The sequence below is a fragment of the Paenibacillus hunanensis genome (genome assembly GCF_034055775.1).
Classification (GTDB): Bacteria; Bacillota; Bacilli; order Paenibacillales; family Paenibacillaceae; genus Saccharibacillus; species Saccharibacillus hunanensis.
On the sequence record NZ_CP139194.1, the window covers coordinates 608,043 to 625,346 of the forward strand.

The window sequence follows — 17,304 nt, forward strand, 5'->3', positions numbered from 1 at the left end:
TAAATGACGGTATGTCCGTCCTTTGATAGTCCTGTCTGCCGATTCGTTAGTCATGATCGCAGACAAGCTGTACAGCGATTATCCATCTGTCCGTGCTTGAAAGAGCCGACAAATGAAGAACCGACAAAAATAAACGTTCCAAACGTCCATCTCTGTCGGAAAACACGCATCGGTCAACGCCGAATGCGCAGCTAATCGTGTATACGTATTGTAACGCAGCAGGTTTCAAAAGCACATCAATTTTTTTATATTCATGTTGGCATATGAATGATTATACGATGGAGTAGGTGGTAATGAAGATGATCAAAATGCAAAGACGCAAAAAAAAGCCCACCACAGAGGGCAGGCATTTCTTTGTATTTAATATAGAGTTAGACATGCTAATGACATGATAATCAGCTAGCTTCTAACCGATACAGCGGTAAGCATCGACCATTCCCCTGCACTTTGTCATTACGAAGCAAGCAAAATAAAGAAAACGATCGCCAGTACGAAGCGATACACTGCAAATACAGTCAGTGACAGACGTTTCAGCAAGCTCAGGAATGTCTTAATCGCAACCATAGCCACGATAAAGGCAGCGATAAAGCCAGCTGCAAAGAAGCCAAAGTCGTCCATGCTCAAGTACTGTGCACTTTTGTACAGATCCAAGCCCGTTGCGCCGAACATAACCGGTACAGACACAAGGAATGTAAATTCCGCTGCTGCGGTATGCGATACGCCGAGCAGGATACCACCGGAGATCGTCGAGCCAGAACGCGAGAAGCCCGGCCATAGCGCGAGACACTGGAATAGACCGATACCAAATGCCTGCTTATACGTAATATCGTCGACCGTCATTTCGCCAGCGCTACGACCTTTACGCCATTCCGCATAGATCATCAGCAAGCCGCCGACAACAAGGCTGTATACAACCGTTTGTGGGCCGAACAGATACTTTTTGATCACATCGTGCAGCAGCAAACCGACAACGACTGCTGGCAGCATCGCAAGAGCAATATGTAAAATATTCAGGCGGCGGGGTGCTGCAATACCATTGCCTTGCTTGACCCTTCCCCGAAACACGTCTGGAATCGTCATCAGAATATCGATAAACTTGCGCCAGTAGAGTACAACAACGGCGAGTACGGCACCGAGCTGAACGACAATTTCGAAGGTTTTGACCTGTTCGGAGTTCTCGTTAAGCCCGAGCAGATAAGCAGTCAGGATCATATGCCCTGTACTGGATACCGGCAGGAACTCGGTAAGCCCCTCAATAATACCCATAATAATGGCTGAAATAATATCCACGAATGGACCTCCTTTGGATGTGTGTCTGCGAATAGGCAAACACGATTGGACTGAATTGATAATGATCGAATGAGTAACCATCCTATACATGCTGCTTCGTCCAAGATGAACTCGCTTCTATATAGTATGAGAAAAGATAGATGCTCGTCAATTTACGCTTTTTGCACGGAACGGCGTCGCTTTTAGGGCTAATGGCAAGGTTCTGAATCGAAAGCGCTAGACAAAAACCTACCCCTGTATAAAGTAATCGCTTTCAATAGAAGAAACACCATTCGGATACACATCTAACGGTCGAACGCTGTCGATGTAATTAGGGCTAAAAATGTATATTTTCCTGATCCGAAAGTTTGGTTAAGATAAGGATAGTTGCCATGTCGGTTCAACCGACATACCATCTTCTATGATTCAATACAGTAAGTGCTCTAGTGTTAGCGATCTTCTAACACGGGGTGAAATGAAAGGTGATTTTTGCGAAGCAAATTATTTTACTACTATAAGGGAGGCTTTCAAATGGGGTTTAGAATCAATAATTTAACAGACAACAGTAACACGGTGGTTCGTGAAAAGCTGGGTGGCTTTACCGTACTAGAATACATAAAGGATCTGAGCTGTACATCGGTTATGGATGCAACCGCTCAATATTATATGTCTCAGAGCAATATGCGACGCAAGCAGCTGATGATCGAGCTGAACAACAGCGAGATTATGATGAAGGCAGGCGCGATGCAATATACAGTTGGACGGATGGAGATGACAACAGGGATTAATGGTCTGGGCGGCCTGGTAAGTGGCATGTTCAAATCAGCAGCGAGCGGCACAGGTACTGTTAAACCACATTATCGCGGTACAGGCACGATTATGCTGGAGCCAACGTATAACTACATCTGGCTGATCGATGTGGACAATGATGAGGTTGTAATCGAAGATGGACTATTTCTTGCTTGTGACACCTCGCTCAATATCGGCGTAACCGCACGTAGCAATTTCTCCTCCGCCGCACTGGGGGGCGAGGGTCTGTTCAATATGACGGCCAAAGGGAAGGGCGTACTGGCACTCGAAGCACCTGTACCGGCAGAGGAAACGGTCGTGGTCGAGCTTGAAAATGACGAGCTGAAGGTAGACGGCAACTTTGCGATGATGTGGTCGAACACACTCAAATTTACCGTGGAGAAGTCCGGTAAGACGAAAATTGGCTCTGCTGCTTCTGGTGAAGGGCTTGTGAATGTGTATCGCGGCACAGGAACCGTATGGCTCTCTCCGCTGGCATCGTACAGCTAAACTTTTTTAAAATTAGACTTTTCAAATTCAATCCCATCTGCTATGATTAAATCAGGAATTAGAATAAGTCTAAATTTAAAATAAAGAAAAGAGGAACCTAACATGACAACAGTAAATAACCAATCCCATACATCTGAGACTACACAACTGGAAGCCCTCTATAACGCCCTGAACGTACAAATTGCGAACTGGTCTGTTCTTTACACGAAGCTGCACAACTTCCACTGGTATGTAAAAGGCGAGAACTTCTACACCCTGCATGCCAAATTCGAAGAGCTGTACGATGCAGCAACATTGCATATGGATGATGTAGCAGAGCGCCTGCTGGCAATCGGTGGCCGTCCAGTGGCAACACTGAAAGAACAACTGGAAACCGCTACACTGCTCGAAGCAACAGGTAGCGAATCTGCAAGTGCAATGGTAAGTGCAATCGTAGAAGACTATGCAACACTGTCCGGCGAAATGAGCGAAGCGATCGGTCTGGCTGAGCAGCTGAGCGACCATCCAACTGCTGATCTGCTGACAGGAATCCGCGCAGACGTTGAAAAAGCGGCTTGGATGCTGAACGCATACCTGGGACGTTAATTCATCATACTCAAATGAATATAGCACGATAAAAAAAGCACCGATCCGTCTTGATGTAAGACGGATCGGTGCTTTTTGGGTACATATGCTTAATCATTGTATGCGTATAGCGATTTGCCAGAGCTATTTTTAATCTGTACCTGAGTTAGAGCCGTATAAGAGTTTGGATGCTCTTTATCTATAAACACATGAGCGTTGGTATGAGCTAAGGAAATTTTTTCTGTATAACCATTCGCCAATTGTACCGATAGTATGTTAGATGGCTGGAGCAAGCTTCGATCATTGACTACAACGGCTGTGTATGGGTAGCCTGTCGTTCTGCCTAAATGCTTAACTGTAGATTTTTTGTCACGATTGGTTTCTATTTCTTTTTGAAATTGTAGCTTATCATCTTTAGTTGTAACGATTCCTGTTCCCATCTTATCGCTCGATTCATATAAAATAATAGCGAACGGCTCAGGCAGATCGTTGGCAATCGTGTGAGTGATAAGATGTAGCTTTTCAGCTTTAACGAGAGCTTGCACATCTTCATCATTAATCCAGACTGGTGCAGTAGCGGTCTGAGAGCTGGCAACGTAGATACCGATACTTAGCAACAGAGATACAGCGATATAGACATGTATTTTATTCATTTTAAGCCTACCTTTCTTCATGATACATTCATATCATGATGTAGTCGTTCATAATGGATTGCGCGACCATTCCTGATTGATCAGGTGGTCATCACACAGGAGGAGAAGCGATATGTATCGTAGAAGCCTAGGGACGCTCCTATTATCATCGCGTAATTTTAGGAAAAAGTAAAATAATATAAGAAATTGATTTATATGGTACATATAGACTGTTTTCAATAGCTATATGCTTTGCTCATAGCTAATAATGTGAGTTCAAAGAGAATGTAGAAGTCATAATGAGGATGTAGAAGTGTTAATAGGGTTAAAGTTATCTATATTGTATGAAGGAAGTGGACGTAATGGCGGTAACCTATCCGCTGCTGCAAAAGGCAGAACCATTCATCCGCCAGTGCTACGAGGAGCTGGGCAAACGCGCAGACGAGACGGAGCAGCGACTGATGGAGATTAACGAAGCGATTCAAACCACAGGAACCTATACGCACACGATCGAAGAGCTAGAGCATGGCGCTAAGATGGCGTGGCGCAACAGCAATCGCTGCATTGGGCGTCTATTCTGGGATAAGCTGGACGTGCGCGATGCACGTCATGTGCATGGAACGGACGCGATCGCAGAGGAGCTACTGGAGCATATTCGCTATGCGACCAATGATGGTAAGATTCGCCCGACGATTACGATCTTCCGTCCGCGTGATCCGCAGGGCAATGAAGTGCGCATCTGGAACCATCAGCTGATCCGATATGCTGGATATGAGACGGAAAATGGCATCGTGGGCGATCCCGCATCGCTTGCGTTTACGAAGCAATGTCAGGAGCTTGGCTGGACGGGCGGTCAGGGTTCCTTTGACGTGTTGCCGCTGGTAATCAGTGAATATGGAGGCAAGCCACAGCTATACGATATTCCGGCAGAGGATGTGCTGGAGGTGCCGATGGAGCATGCGGATTATCCGGCATTTACAGAGCTGGAATTGAAATGGTATGCTGTTCCCATTGTGTCAGAAATGCGGCTGAATATCGGTGGGATTCAGTATACGGCGGCGCCATTCAATGGCTGGTACATGGGTACTGAAATTGGAGCGCGCAACTTTGCAGATGAGGATCGGTATAATCTGCTACCGGATATGGCGCGTCTTATGGGGCTGGATACGTCCAGTAAGTCCACACTATGGCAAGATCGCGCACTGGTCGAGCTAAATGCGGCTGTGTTATACTCCTACAAAAAAGCGGGTGTTAGCATTGTCGATCACCATACCGCGGCTACTCAGTTCCGCAAATTCGAGGAACGAGAGGAAGCGGCAGGGCGTGAGGTGAGCGGCAACTGGACATGGCTGATTCCGCCCATGTCTCCAGCGACAACACATATTTTCCATCGTCCGTATCCGAATCGAATCGTCACACCGAACTTCTTTTATCAGGAGCGGTTGTACGAGCAGAGCACGGTGGACATGGATTCCTATACGCATGACGATCAGCATGATCAGAGCGAAGTCGATCAAAGTAAACAAATGGGCGGTGGGAAATGCCCGTTCCATTGAGAGGATGAAATGTAAAACATGCTAGGCATTGGTAGAAACGCAGCCGTGCGCCGGATGAACCGGCAAATGCAGAGCTTTGTCCATCCGACAAGGCTCATTCCAATGGGCTTTGCCATTCTGATTGCAATCGGCACGGTGCTGCTGATGCTTCCCATCTCAGGTGCACATGGACATTCGGTCGGCTGGCTGAACGCATTGTTCACGGCAACATCGGCGGTATGTGTGACCGGGCTGGCGGTCATCGATACCGGTACGGCGTTTTCGGTTTTTGGACAGGTTGTGATTATGGTATTGATTCAGATCGGGGGTCTGGGCTTTATGACCTTCGGGATTTTGTTTGCCGTTTTGCTGGGCAAGCAGATTGGCTTGAAGCAGCGTCTGCTCATTCAGCAGGCGACCAATGCGGTATCCACGCAGGGGCTGGTTAAGCTGTCACTGAATATTTTCTCGATCGCTTTTGTATTGGAATCGGTCGCGATGATTACGCTGGCACTCCACTGGACACCGGAGCTTGGCTGGAAAAAGGCGTGGTATTATGGAGCATTTTATGCGATTTCCTCGTTTAATAATGCTGGCTTTGCCTTGAAGCCAGATAGCTTATCCGAGCATGTAGGCGATCCGATTGTAAATACAGTTGTCATTACGCTGTTTGTTATCGGTGGTCTTGGATTTATCGTGGTGACAGATATTTTGCGTAAGCGGCGCTGGCATAAATTTTCCTTGAATACGAAGCTTGTACTCGTCTCCTCGCTTATTGCGACGGTATTCGGCTTTATGTTTGTAATGATTGTAGAATGGAACAATCCAGCCACACTGGCACCGCTCAGCCTGGGCGACAAAATCTGGGCTGCCCTATTTCAGGGCGTCATGCCGCGGTCGGCAGGCTATAATACGGTCGATATTGGCGGGCTGATGGCAGCGACACAGTTTGTGTTTATTATGCTGATGTTCATCGGGGCAGCGAGCGGATCGACTGGTGGCGGCATCAAGATTAATACATTTGCGATTTTGTTGCTCTGTCTGTATAGCGTGGTGCGTGGACGCTCGGAGATTCATGCGTTTCGCCGGAAAATTAGCTTTGATACGGCATTTCGAGCGCTGGCGATCATTATGATCTCGCTTGGGATCGTCGTCGTGTTAACGATCATGCTGACGATCACAGAACAGGGCTCCAGCGCGACATTTCTAGAGGTCTTTTATGAGGCGGTATCGGCTTTCGGTACGGTAGGTTCCTCGATGGGACTGACACCACATCTGTCGCCAGAAGGTAAGATCGTCGTGGTTATTACAATGTATATTGGACGTCTGGGGCCGCTGGCACTCGCGTTTGCACTGGCGCGTAATAATAAGCCGACCAAGTACAGCTATCCAGAGGAGAAGGTATTGATTGGTTGATGAGATCGTGTAATAGATCTGATCGTCTCCTAAATAATGATCAAACGTAAACAATAACGCTCCAAAGTGGAGTATTAAGAGCTGAATAGCAAAGCTGATGGTAAAAGATAAGCATTATGCTTTAAGTGCTAAAAGCTAATTTGTTCACTGATTTTTATATAGAAGGAATAAAATCAAAAGCTCCAACCCATCGTTGCAGGCACAGGAACATGCCGCAAAACGAATGTGTTGGAGCTTTTTTATAATGACTATTCTGGAGCTGATCTAAAGCTTATCTAAAGCCCGTCTAAAGCTCATCGCCCATCATCACAATGCATCTACAATGGAACGTACACGATACTTGAACTCTATCTAATCCATCCCACTCAATGCTGCTCCGATTGATTCATTCGCCGCTCCCACCAGCCCAGCAGCTTGCTGAGTGAATAGGTGAGAATCAGGTAAATAAGCGCGGCGGTCAGATACGGCTCCCAGATGCGTAGATATTGCCCGCGCATCAGGTTGGCATAATACATCAGCTCCTTGGCGGCAATGATCGTTAGCAGAGAGGAGTCCTTGATCAGCACGATAAACTCATTACCGAATGCTGGAATCATACGCTTAATCGCTTGAGGCAAAATGATATAGCGCATCGTCTGACGGCGATTCATACCGAGCGATAGCGCGGCTTCGGTCTGCCCTTTTTCCACCGATTGAATACCCGCACGGAAAATCTCGGCGCTGTACCCGGCAGAGTTGAGGGTTAGTGAAAGAATCGCTGCCACGAGCACGTCTGTCCGATCAATCAGCAACGGAACAACGCCAAAGTGAACGAGCAAAATCTGTACAAGCAGCGGTGTACCACGGAAAAAGTTAATATAACAAGCCGCTGGCAACCGCAGATACGCATGCCTCGACATGCGCCCAAAGCCAACGATTAGTCCAAGCACCGAGCCTAGCAAAATGCTGACAATGGACACGCCAATTGTCAGCAATGTGCCTTTGAGCAGGAGCGGTATATAGTACAGAATAATATCAATCCGAAAATCGCTCATCGTTCCTGCTCCTTTTAGCCTTTAGCCATCTCTGCTTTCAGATTCGTCAGATCCGGCTCAGTGCCAAACCATTTTTTGTAGATTTCAGCGTAGGTGCCATTGTCGATAATCGTCTGAATCGCTGGATCAAGCTTAGCTTTCAGCTCGCTGTCTTTTGGATATAGAATGCCATAGTATTCAGAATTGAAGTTCTTGGAATCGCTGATGCTGACCAGCTTCTTATCCGGGTTGTTTTTAATATATTCGTTAACAATTGCGATGTCGGCAACTACGGCGTCTGCCCCACCATTATCCAGCTCCAGCAGAGCCAGTGCATTGCTCTCAAAACGGCTCAGATTGCTGTTGTCCTTGCCCATAATACCGGACATGAGAATATCTGCGGTCGTTCCGTTTTGTACAGCGACCTTTTTATTTTTCAGATCGAGTGCGGATTTGATATCGCTACCTTCTTTGACCATAATCACATTGGTCGATTCAAAATAAGGCAGGGAGAAGGAGTAGCTTTCTTTACGATCGGCAGTAATCGATACAGAGGAAATGCCAGCTTTGTACTCTGTGCCCTGACGAACACTTTCCAGCATCGTATCCCAGCCCGTATTGGTTACTTCATATTTCATACCCGCCTGCTTCATAACGGCATCCAGGAAATCAATATCAAAGCCCTTCACCTGATCCAGATCCATGAACTCCATCGGTGCATACGAAGCATCCGTAGCAAACTTGATCGGTGTATCATCTGTTGTTGCTGTTTCTGTACTGCTGCTTTCTCCGCTGGTTGCTGCGGCTGGTGTATCCTGTGGCGGTGGTGCTCCACAGCCAGCTAGCACCGCGAAGATCAGTGTGAACAATAATAACATGAGTGGCTTTTTCAAAGTGGTTCCCCCATTTACTGGATTTTTATAGTCGTAATTTTAACAGCAAATGATAGGAACTACAATGTATATTTATACTTTATGTTATATTATTTAACTTTAATTGTTGTATTTAAATGAAAAGAGATTGTATAAAGATACTCGTATCGGAAATTTACGTCAGTAAAGTTTACGTTGATCTAGTGTTGGAAACTGCTGGACAGCGAAGCATGGACGGTTATGATACACTTAAGAAATGACCTAACCTGAATGTAAAGGATGGAGAACGATGAACGAACAACGAATTGAGATCAGTAAAAATGTGCTGATTGATTGTCTGGGCTTGCAGGCGGGCGAATCGCTTGTCGTGGTAACTGATGATAGTCGTAAGGAGCTGGCAGAGGCGCTGTATGAGGGCGGCAAGCGTCTGGGCGCAGAATCGATGCTGGTTGTAATGCAGGAACGTAGTCGCTCCGGTGAAGAGCCACCAGCATCCGTTGCTGTCGCAATGATGAACGCTTCGGTCGTCGTGTGCGTGACGCGCTATTCCTTAACCCATACCGCAGCCCGTAAGCAGGCAGCAGCGGCAGGTGCACGGGTAGCAACGATGCCGGGAATTACCGAGGATATGTTCACTCATGGTGCGATTACGGCAGATTATGCGGAAGTGAAAAGGCTGACAGAGCGGGTAACAGGCTTACTTACAGAAGCTTCCACGGTGCGGATCGAGAAGGGCGGCTACCAGTTTACCTTTTCTATTGAAAATCGGGAAGGTGTACCAAGCACAGGTCTGTATTTGAATCCTGGCGAATCGGGGAATCTGCCTTCAGGTGAAGCCTATATTGCACCGCTGGAAGGAACAGCCTCCGGTCAATTGCTGGCAGATGGCTCTGTAGCAGGTCTGGGCGCGCTGGAACAGCCGCTGCTGCTGACAGTAGAGCATGGAAGACTGGTCGCTGCGGAGGGTGGACTCGGTACCGAGCTGCTGAATATGCTAGGTGATGAGCAGGGACGGATGCTGGGTGAGTTTGGTATCGGTACGAATGATAAAGCGCGTATTACCGGCGTGGTGCTGGAGGATGAGAAGGTGTATGGTACGATCCATGTTGCCTTTGGCAGCAATAATACGTTTGGCGGAACGATTGCCGCAGGCGTACATATTGATATTGTTGTGAAGCAACCGGATGTGTATCTGGATGACCGTCTGATCATGCGCGCTGGAGAATTGATTGAAGGAAAATAAGTCTGCATCGTATGCTGGATAGCGCAGGCTGTAATGAATGGATGTAATGGCGGTGAATCGAAATGACAACAATAGAAATGACCGTACGTGAATTGCTACAGCTGCCGATTATGCAGGGTGCATCCGTGATTAGCGGTGCACAGGGGCTGAAGCGCGCTGTACAGGAAATCGATATATTAGAGCTGCCCGAACCGGAGCAGGGCGTGAAGCCGGGCATGCTACTTATGACGAGCGGATATAGCTTACGTGATCAGCCTTCATGGCTCGCACATATGATCCGAACACTGGCTGGACTTGGAGCGGCAGGTCTGGCGATTAAGCCGGATGGCTATTTACCCGTGCTGCCGATGGAGGCGGTTCAGGCGAGTGAGCAGTATGGCTTACCTGTGCTGGAGTTACCGGATGGCACGAATTATGCGGCGATTATTCAAGCGGTGTCAGCACGTATTGCGAGCCGACAGGCGGTGGCAGAGCAGCATTCGGATGATGTCTACCGTAAGCTGACCGCCATGGTGCTTGAAAATATCGGTATTCAGGCGGTAAATGATCATGTGTCCGGCTTGCTGAAAGCCCCGGTTGCAGTGATTGATAATAGTGGCGCAACGATTGTTGCTTCTCCAGCTGGCTGGGATTATCGTCATGCGATCCATCCGCTACGCCGAACGATTCAGGTGGATCGTCGGAATGTAGCCACCTTAATCGTAGATAAGGAAACACTCGATACGCTGGAGGAAACGGGCATCGAGCAGGCACGGCTTGTACTGGCACTGGAGCTGATGCGTAACCGAATTATTATGGACACCGGGCATCGGCTGCGGGGCAACTTTATCGACGAGCTGATGACACCACCCACACCGCCGCGTCATGAGGTCGAACAGCGTGGTCGTCAGCTTGGTATGGACCCATCTCAGCTATGGGAGGTTGCCGTGATCGAGGGACAGACTGCACCAGAAGAAGAGTGGATCAGTCAACTGCTAGAGCCAGAAGCAGCTCGCTATGGAGTCCGTCCGCATGTGGAGTTTCGCAGTAATCGTGCGATTCTGTTCCTCCCCACGCCTGCTGCTGCCGATGAGCATGAGGCACGGCGTAAGCAGGAGATTATTCCGTGGACAACGATTGTGGGTGGCTGGCTAGAGGATCGTCAGGGGATGCTCACTGGATATCGCGCGGGCATTGGACGTCCGACCTGGCTGTGGGATATTCACGAGAGCTACAGTGAGGCACGACACTCGCTATCTATTTCCAGCCGCTTGAGTGGCGGTGGTGCGATGACAGCATACAAGGATATTGAGATTTATCATTTGCTGCGTGCAACGGTGGATGAGCGTGGCTTTGGTGAGCTATTTGATCGTAAGCTCGGTAAGCTCAAGCAATACGATGAGGAGCATAATAGTGATCTGCTGCGCACGCTATTCTTTTATTTAGAGAGTCGTGGCAGTCTGATGGATACAGCGGCACAGCTATTCATTCATCGCAATTCGGTCAAATATCGGCTGGAGCGTATTCGCGAGATTGCGGGCTTTGATCTGAATGATGCGCATGAGCAGTTTGTATGTCATCTGTGTCTGATCTATTATTATTTGCTAGAGAGCCCGGATTGATCATTGGAGAAGGGTTGCCTAGCTTTAAGCGATTATACGAACAACAGTAAAGACACGACAGTGGTCGTATGTAATATGGATCGTGTGTACTAGGATCAATAGGTCGAATTTCCATGGAGCTTGAAGCATGAAGTTTTCAATGGAATACCAAGATGTACAAAGCACGAATTTCTAAAGCAAGAATTTCTAAATAGCGTAAAGAAATGCAATTATGTGATGAACCAGCCTGAACGCCGAGTGATCGGAGGTTCGGGCTTTTTTATGTATGTAATTGTACATAGAGCAAGAGAATGGACATACTGGATACGAAGAGGGAGAATTTGCTGAAAATAAATAAATTATTTCATGAAAAAATCAAAATTTTAACTAAATATATTAACTTAGCGACCACTCTCGTCCGATAAATGAACAGTCAGTCACTTTTACGAACTTATTCAGGCATACATGATGACTGAGGCGATCTGATCGGTCCGCAAAGTGTGTTATCGTTCTTCTGCGGCATGGAATCATGATGTAGCATCAATAAGACAGGAGAGTTATCGAAGAGATGGGAAAGATGAGTTTTAAGGCTAAGATTATATTATCAGTCTGTCTGGTGATCCTGCTAGGAAGTGGATTGCTGGGCTATTATGCTGTGCAACAGGCAAGTACACAGCTACAACAGGCAGCGCAGAAAAAGCTGCAAGGCGATCTGGATACCGGATTGCTGCTATTGGATGCCTTGTATCCCGGGGAATGGTCGATTCAGGGAGAAAAGCTGTATAAAGGCACAACCGTAATGAATAACAATATGGAATGGCTGGATACATTCGGTCAAAAGACAGGTGATACCGCCACGCTATTCCAAAATGATACACGCATCGCGACCAATGTAGTGAAGGAAGATGGCAGCCGTGCAGTCGGAACGCAAATTTCCGAAAAGGTCGGTAACATCGTATTGAAGCAAGGGCAATCGTATATGGGCGTAGCTGAAGTAGTCGGTCATACGAATCAAGCAGCCTATGTTCCACTCAAAGATGCATCCGGCCAGATCATTGGGATCTGGTATGTTGGCGTGCCTAATGCACCGTATGAGCAGGCAACTGCACACTTCCGTAATAACATTATGGTGTTCATTGCGATTGAGGTGATTGCTGCCATTCTGGTGATCTGGCTGCTGACCCGTCGCCTGCTGCGTCCGCTCGTTATGATCACCCGTGCAGCAGAGCAGGTTGCAAGCGGTAGCTTGCAGGTAGAACTGCCCAAAGTACAGAGTCGGGATGAGATCGGACGTCTGTCTACTGCCATTCAGGGGATGATGGAAAATCTGGGTTCACTTATGCAGGATATCCGTCAAAATATGTACACGACTGCCAATAGTATTAGCGCGTCTTCGGAACAATTCTCACGCTCGCTTGAGGAGATGAGCAGCTCCTACAGTCAGGTCGTGCTGAGTAATAAGGAAATGAACGACAATGCGCGTACCGGTCATACGGTCGTCCAGCAATCCGTTCATACGGTAAATTCACTGTCTAATCTGATCTCACAGGCAGCACAGCGAGTAGATGGTGCTGTGCAGGATTCGCAATATACGCAGGAAACGGCGCTACGTGGTAAAGAAACGATGGAGCAGACGATTCAGGCACTGGAAACCTTCGCTCAGACATCGCATCAAAATGCACAGATCGTAGGCAAGCTACAGGAGTACTCTCAGGAGATTCGCCAGATTGCGGCGACGATCTCCGGTATTGCCCGCTCGACCAATCTGCTTGCGCTTAATGCCTCGATCGAGGCAGCTCGTGCAGGTGAGGCAGGCCGCGGCTTTGCCGTCGTAGCTTCCGAGGTACGTATACTGGCTGAGCAAGCGAGTGAGGGTGCAGGCGCCGTAGAGGATTTTACGAGCAAAATCAGTGATTCCCTCACACAGGCCATCGATATGCTGAATAATGGCCGTACTCAGCTAGAAGAAGGTAGAATTGCTGCCAAATCGTCAGAGGAAGCACTGGAAGCGATCTGGGGGGCGATTGGTACGACATCCGCGAGTATTCAGGAGGTATCGGTAATCGCCAAGCAGAAGGTCGAGCATGCGCGCGAGGTGAAGCAGATGCTGAGTCAGCTAGAAAGCACAATGGAGCATACGTTATGTGCTTCGCGTCAGGTGCTGGAGGTATCGGAGACAGCTGCTGGAGAGTTGGAAAATCTGGCAGCAGGCTCGGAGGAGCTGGATGCGATGTCGTCACAGCTACAGCATGCCGTGTCTCGTGTGCTGACGTAATCGATCTTCGCATTAATGCTGGAGATCAATCATGACTGTTGACCATCAATGATGATCAGTTGCTGTGAATGGCGAGGAAATGATATCGAAACGCACTCAAAGCACATGATATGTAGGAACAACGATAGGACAACAATAGATATAGGATAGTAACAGATGATTCAGCATAGAGGGATCATAGCATAGCGAAAAAGCGGGCTTCCTCATCATATGAGATGGGGAAGCCCGCTTTATTTTTCAAACGGATGTAGTGCCCAATCGGCATCAAGGTACAACCTACCGCCGATTGGGCTATTCTAGCTGATCGGCTTGATCGTCCGCTGCTTTCCAGCGCAGATCGGCAGTAGGTGGCAGCTCGTGACTAACCGCCTGAATTAGCTCCTTCGGATCGGTCGATATGAATAAACGCTGCATGCAGCTGGCACCGGTAAAGCCCTCCTGCACACTATGCTGAAGCATCTGGAGCAGTGGCTCATAATACCCGCGAATATTGTACAGGCCAAGCGGCTTATTATGAATGCCAATTTGTGACCAGCACAGTACCTCGAACAGCTCTTCTAATGTGCCCAGACCACCGGGTAACGAGATAAACGCGTCTGCGGTTTGCTGCATCATCGCTTTACGTTCATGCATGCTGCCTACACGAATGAGCTCGGTTAGCCCTTGATGCGCACGCTCGCCATGCAACAGACCCTCTGGCATAATACCTATTACCTTACCGCCAGAAGCGAGCGCCGCATCGGCTACTGCACCCATCAGACCTAAGCGTGATCCACCATAGATCAGCTGATAGCCAAGTCCAGCGATATGACTGCCCAGACGTGCAGCCTGCTCCATATAGTCGGGATGATGTCCTGTGCCGGAACCGGCGAATACGCAGATTGATCTCATGCTGTACACTCCTCATCAGGAAATAAATTACAGTAACTTCTACTATACCTGAATTGTGTTTGGAGAGGTAGCTTGGAAGTGATGAATTGTGAAAATTTTGAATTTTTGCTGGGTGGGGGGAGGGACGGAATGGTGTTGTGCAATGTTTTGTGGGGGTGTTTAGAAGTATAGAGACAGAGGCTGAAATACAAAGACATAAGCATATAAAAGAGATGAAAATGTCAAAAGGATATAGTATGTTTCTTGAATGATTTTAATGTGAAATGGGGGCACCACTCCGGCAAGGAATAAGGGAACGGACTCGGGTGGAGCCGCGGGAATCTTTTGGAATGGGGTGTAAATGAAGATTCTCGCCCCTCCAAAGGAGTCCTTTTCCCTTATTTCCTTGCCTCCGTTCTGTGGCGCTTGCATCATGTTCATTAATAATTAATACATAACACGGGGGTCAATGGAAAGTGATTTTTATGGGACAAAATATCTTACTGCTCAAGTATAGTGTCTTTTTAGTAATGACTTCTTTTTTTAATCAATTTAGCTATTAAATTGATCTACTTAGCTATTTAAATAATTCTGTTATATGTAAGCTCTAGCTGAGTTTTTGCTTTCGCAAACGCTCAGCTAGAGCGAAAATACATCGGATTAATTCAGGATCAATCTCATTCGGTAGCTCATGTGCCACGAGCGCAAAACTTTAAACTTTTGAGGGGAAGTAGCCGTTAAGTAACAATCTTACAGTTTTTTTGATTTTTCTTACTGCGGGTTGTTTGTCCAGATGCCGGCAGATTTTAAGACGACGCGGGAAGGGAGCTTTAAGCCTGCGAGTACGAGCTGGGCTACGTCTTCGGCTTGCATCATGCGGTCTTCATCGCCGATCGGTAGACCTGCGTTGACTGCCAGTGGGGTGTTGACGGTGCTTGGTGTTAGGGCAGTTACGCGGATGTTGGATTTGCGTACTTCTTGCATGAGGGCTTCGGTCATGCCGAGCAGGGCGAATTTGGATGCGCAGTAAGCGGAGCCTGTGGCAAAGCCGCGTTCGCCGGCGGTTGAAGCGATATTCACGATATCACCGCTTTGTTGCTCCAGCATACCTGGCAGCAGCTCGTGAGTAACATAATACGCGCCCATCAGGTTGACGCGGATGATTTGCTCCCATTGTTCAGGGTCCATGTCGACCATTTTGGCAAATGCGCCTGTACCGGCGTTATTGATCAGAATGTCTACGCGTCCGAGTGAGCTTGCTAGCGAGGAGACAGCAGCACGAACCTCTGTGGAATTAGCGACATCAGCTGTAGCCGTAAATACCTTAACGCCATAGCGACTGCTCAGATCCTGCTGGAGCTGCTCCAGATCGCTCGCCGTACGAGCGAGTAGACCGAGCTGTACGCCCTCAGCAGCGAGTGCTTCTGCGGTTGCTTTACCGATTCCTTTACCTGCACCTGTGATAATTGCGGTCTTGTTTGTCAGTTCCATATGATAAATGCCTCCTGAATATATAAGTTCGCAAACGGGTCATGCCCGCGCCTGATTATTATACTACTTATCCGGATTGCAAAAAAATGGTTTCGTTTTCCGAACAAAAGGGTAAACTATTAGGTTACATAATCCGACATATTCCTGTATAATGGTTTGAATGTTGTTCTGTTGAGAAGTGTTACAAACACGAATAACGCAGAACCAAATTTCAGGAAAGTGTAGGGATGCCCGTGAACCAGCGTCATGTTAAAACCACCATTGAGACCTTGCTTCATCGTGCCAGCAGTGATGTTCGGGTTCGCACCAGAAAGAAATTTCCCGGTTCGCGTTCAGTCGGCGGCAAATTTTCAATGGGCAGCCGGATGATTACCCTGTACTTGCAAGAGATCGAAGAGCAATGCTTTCAGATTTTCGGCTCACTTCGCTCGGTAGATGACTATGTGATGATTATTTTGGCGCACGAGATGGGTCATGCACATGATCCGTTGCTTGAAGAGCTATCGGATGAGCTGGATGGCTGTGAAGAGCCACTAGCAGCGGCACGGCTCGCTCTGCGAATTGAACAAAATGCCTGGGATTATGCGTCCGAGCTAATTCCTGAGGTCGATCGCTTTGTATTTGAGAAAATTGTAGAATGCTCGCTCGAAGCCTACCATGAACGAATCCAAGCAGCAACAACCGCCAGTGGCGAGCTTGAAGTGATTGCTTGAATCGCCTACAATGACCGTATGATGACTCGTATAACGAACGGGAGGTACGGATGGCTAACTATATCGGATGGATACGTTCCAAAACAGGCACCGCCAAAATTTTCACGAATTTTGCCGGTGCCCTTATTGTAAATGAGCAGGGACAGCTTTTATTGCAAAAGCGTCAGGATAACGGACAATGGGGCTTCCCCGGCGGCGCTATGGAGCTAGGCGAATCCGCTGAGCAAACTGTACTGCGCGAGGTGCTGGAGGAAACAGGCTACATCGTCGAGGTTGATTATTTGCAGGGCGTCTACACTCGCTATGACTATACATATCCCAATGGCGATGAAGCACAGACGATGCTGACCGCCTTTGTCTGCCAGATCGTCGGTGGCGAACCGCTGACTGCGAACGAGGAGACAAAGGAGCTGCGTTTCTTCGCACCGGAAGATGCACCGCCCTTATTTAATCAGCAAAATGTCGATATGCTGGCTGATTTTGTAGCAGGGCGACGTGGTGTGTATCGTTGATAATGAATAGGTTCGATGTT

General features: G+C 47.9%; 15 protein-coding genes. 9 read left to right on the forward strand and 6 right to left on the reverse strand.

Annotated elements, in window-relative coordinates:
• Window positions 1-453: 453 nt before the first annotated feature.
• A complete protein-coding gene (bacA, locus tag SK066_RS02375; RefSeq protein ID WP_188774299.1) occupies window positions 454-1,290 on the reverse strand; it encodes an undecaprenyl-diphosphate phosphatase in 837 nt (278 codons plus the stop codon).
• 510 nt (window positions 1,291-1,800) lie between these two features.
• Between bacA and SK066_RS02380 the strand changes: the two genes are divergently transcribed.
• Complete coding sequence (locus tag SK066_RS02380; RefSeq protein WP_320543508.1) at window positions 1,801-2,568, forward strand: AIM24 family protein; 768 nt, start codon at window positions 1,801-1,803, stop codon at window positions 2,566-2,568.
• A gap of 102 nt (window positions 2,569-2,670) precedes the next feature.
• Complete coding sequence (locus tag SK066_RS02385) at window positions 2,671-3,153, forward strand: Dps family protein (RefSeq protein ID WP_188774297.1); 483 nt, start codon at window positions 2,671-2,673, stop codon at window positions 3,151-3,153.
• 89 nt (window positions 3,154-3,242) lie between these two features.
• On the opposite strand, the gene SK066_RS02390 is transcribed toward SK066_RS02385, so the two are convergent.
• Window positions 3,243-3,785, reverse strand: a complete 543-nt coding sequence (locus SK066_RS02390) for a hypothetical protein (RefSeq protein WP_320543509.1) — start codon at window positions 3,783-3,785, stop codon at window positions 3,243-3,245.
• A gap of 341 nt (window positions 3,786-4,126) precedes the next feature.
• Between SK066_RS02390 and SK066_RS02395 the strand changes: the two genes are divergently transcribed.
• Window positions 4,127-5,320, forward strand: coding sequence for a nitric oxide synthase oxygenase (locus SK066_RS02395; RefSeq protein ID WP_320543510.1), 1,194 nt, complete (start codon window positions 4,127-4,129; stop codon window positions 5,318-5,320).
• Window positions 5,321-5,338: 18 nt separating this feature from the next.
• Window positions 5,339-6,715, forward strand: coding sequence for a TrkH family potassium uptake protein (locus SK066_RS02400; protein ID WP_320543511.1), 1,377 nt, complete (start codon window positions 5,339-5,341; stop codon window positions 6,713-6,715).
• A 365-nt stretch (window positions 6,716-7,080) separates the two neighbouring features.
• Here SK066_RS02400 and SK066_RS02405 read toward each other — a convergent pair whose 3' ends face one another.
• Together SK066_RS02405 and SK066_RS02410 are read right to left on the reverse strand one after the other, a co-directional pair.
• Window positions 7,081-7,749: an amino acid ABC transporter permease gene (locus SK066_RS02405; RefSeq protein WP_188774293.1), complete on the reverse strand. Its 669-nt coding sequence runs from the start codon at window positions 7,747-7,749 to the stop codon at window positions 7,081-7,083.
• Window positions 7,750-7,763: 14 nt separating this feature from the next.
• Window positions 7,764-8,606: a basic amino acid ABC transporter substrate-binding protein gene (locus tag SK066_RS02410; protein WP_407673807.1), complete on the reverse strand. Its 843-nt coding sequence runs from the start codon at window positions 8,604-8,606 to the stop codon at window positions 7,764-7,766.
• A gap of 283 nt (window positions 8,607-8,889) precedes the next feature.
• On the opposite strand from SK066_RS02410, the gene SK066_RS02415 reads away from it, so the two are divergent.
• From SK066_RS02415 to SK066_RS02425, 3 genes are all read left to right on the forward strand, one after another.
• The gene (locus tag SK066_RS02415) at window positions 8,890-9,843 is read left to right on the forward strand and encodes an aminopeptidase (RefSeq protein WP_320543513.1); all 954 of its coding nucleotides are present in this window, start codon (window positions 8,890-8,892) and stop codon (window positions 9,841-9,843) included.
• A 62-nt stretch (window positions 9,844-9,905) separates the two neighbouring features.
• The gene (locus SK066_RS02420) at window positions 9,906-11,444 is read left to right on the forward strand and encodes a PucR family transcriptional regulator (protein WP_320543514.1); all 1,539 of its coding nucleotides are present in this window, start codon (window positions 9,906-9,908) and stop codon (window positions 11,442-11,444) included.
• A gap of 556 nt (window positions 11,445-12,000) precedes the next feature.
• On the forward strand, window positions 12,001-13,698 hold the full coding sequence (locus SK066_RS02425; RefSeq protein WP_320543515.1) for a methyl-accepting chemotaxis protein: 1,698 nt from the start codon (window positions 12,001-12,003) through the stop codon (window positions 13,696-13,698).
• Between the two features lie 291 nt (window positions 13,699-13,989).
• Here SK066_RS02425 and SK066_RS02430 read toward each other — a convergent pair whose 3' ends face one another.
• The gene (locus SK066_RS02430) at window positions 13,990-14,589 is read right to left on the reverse strand and encodes an LOG family protein (RefSeq protein WP_188774289.1); all 600 of its coding nucleotides are present in this window, start codon (window positions 14,587-14,589) and stop codon (window positions 13,990-13,992) included.
• Window positions 14,590-15,339: 750 nt separating this feature from the next.
• The gene (locus SK066_RS02435; protein WP_188774288.1) at window positions 15,340-16,059 is read right to left on the reverse strand and encodes a 3-ketoacyl-ACP reductase; all 720 of its coding nucleotides are present in this window, start codon (window positions 16,057-16,059) and stop codon (window positions 15,340-15,342) included.
• 227 nt (window positions 16,060-16,286) lie between these two features.
• Between SK066_RS02435 and SK066_RS02440 the strand changes: the two genes are divergently transcribed.
• Both SK066_RS02440 and SK066_RS02445 read left to right on the forward strand, forming a co-directional pair.
• Entirely contained in the window at window positions 16,287-16,772 is a 486-nt protein-coding gene (locus SK066_RS02440; RefSeq protein ID WP_188774287.1) for a hypothetical protein, read from the forward strand.
• Window positions 16,773-16,822: 50 nt separating this feature from the next.
• Entirely contained in the window at window positions 16,823-17,284 is a 462-nt protein-coding gene (locus SK066_RS02445; protein ID WP_188774286.1) for an NUDIX hydrolase, read from the forward strand.
• Window positions 17,285-17,304 lie beyond the last annotated feature (20 nt).

Bases quoted from the DNA above. Each gene is read 5' to 3' on its own strand.
- SK066_RS02380 (WP_320543508.1), top strand. From the start codon at position 1,801: ATGGGGTTTAGAATCAATAATTTAACAGACAACAGTAACACGGTGGTT.
- SK066_RS02385 (WP_188774297.1), top strand. From the start codon at position 2,671: ATGACAACAGTAAATAACCAATCCCATACATCTGAGACTACACAACTG.
- SK066_RS02390 (WP_320543509.1), bottom strand. From the start codon at position 3,785: ATGAATAAAATACATGTCTATATCGCTGTATCTCTGTTGCTAAGTATC.
- SK066_RS02395 (WP_320543510.1), top strand. From the start codon at position 4,127: ATGGCGGTAACCTATCCGCTGCTGCAAAAGGCAGAACCATTCATCCGC.
- SK066_RS02400 (WP_320543511.1), top strand. From the start codon at position 5,339: ATGCTAGGCATTGGTAGAAACGCAGCCGTGCGCCGGATGAACCGGCAA.
- SK066_RS02405 (WP_188774293.1), bottom strand. From the start codon at position 7,749: ATGAGCGATTTTCGGATTGATATTATTCTGTACTATATACCGCTCCTG.
- SK066_RS02410 (WP_407673807.1), bottom strand. From the start codon at position 8,606: ATGTTATTATTGTTCACACTGATCTTCGCGGTGCTAGCTGGCTGTGGA.
- SK066_RS02415 (WP_320543513.1), top strand. From the start codon at position 8,890: ATGAACGAACAACGAATTGAGATCAGTAAAAATGTGCTGATTGATTGT.
- SK066_RS02420 (WP_320543514.1), top strand. From the start codon at position 9,906: ATGACAACAATAGAAATGACCGTACGTGAATTGCTACAGCTGCCGATT.
- SK066_RS02425 (WP_320543515.1), top strand. From the start codon at position 12,001: ATGAGTTTTAAGGCTAAGATTATATTATCAGTCTGTCTGGTGATCCTG.
- SK066_RS02430 (WP_188774289.1), bottom strand. From the start codon at position 14,589: ATGAGATCAATCTGCGTATTCGCCGGTTCCGGCACAGGACATCATCCC.
- SK066_RS02435 (WP_188774288.1), bottom strand. From the start codon at position 16,059: ATGGAACTGACAAACAAGACCGCAATTATCACAGGTGCAGGTAAAGGA.
- SK066_RS02440 (WP_188774287.1), top strand. From the start codon at position 16,287: ATGCCCGTGAACCAGCGTCATGTTAAAACCACCATTGAGACCTTGCTT.
- SK066_RS02445 (WP_188774286.1), top strand. From the start codon at position 16,823: ATGGCTAACTATATCGGATGGATACGTTCCAAAACAGGCACCGCCAAA.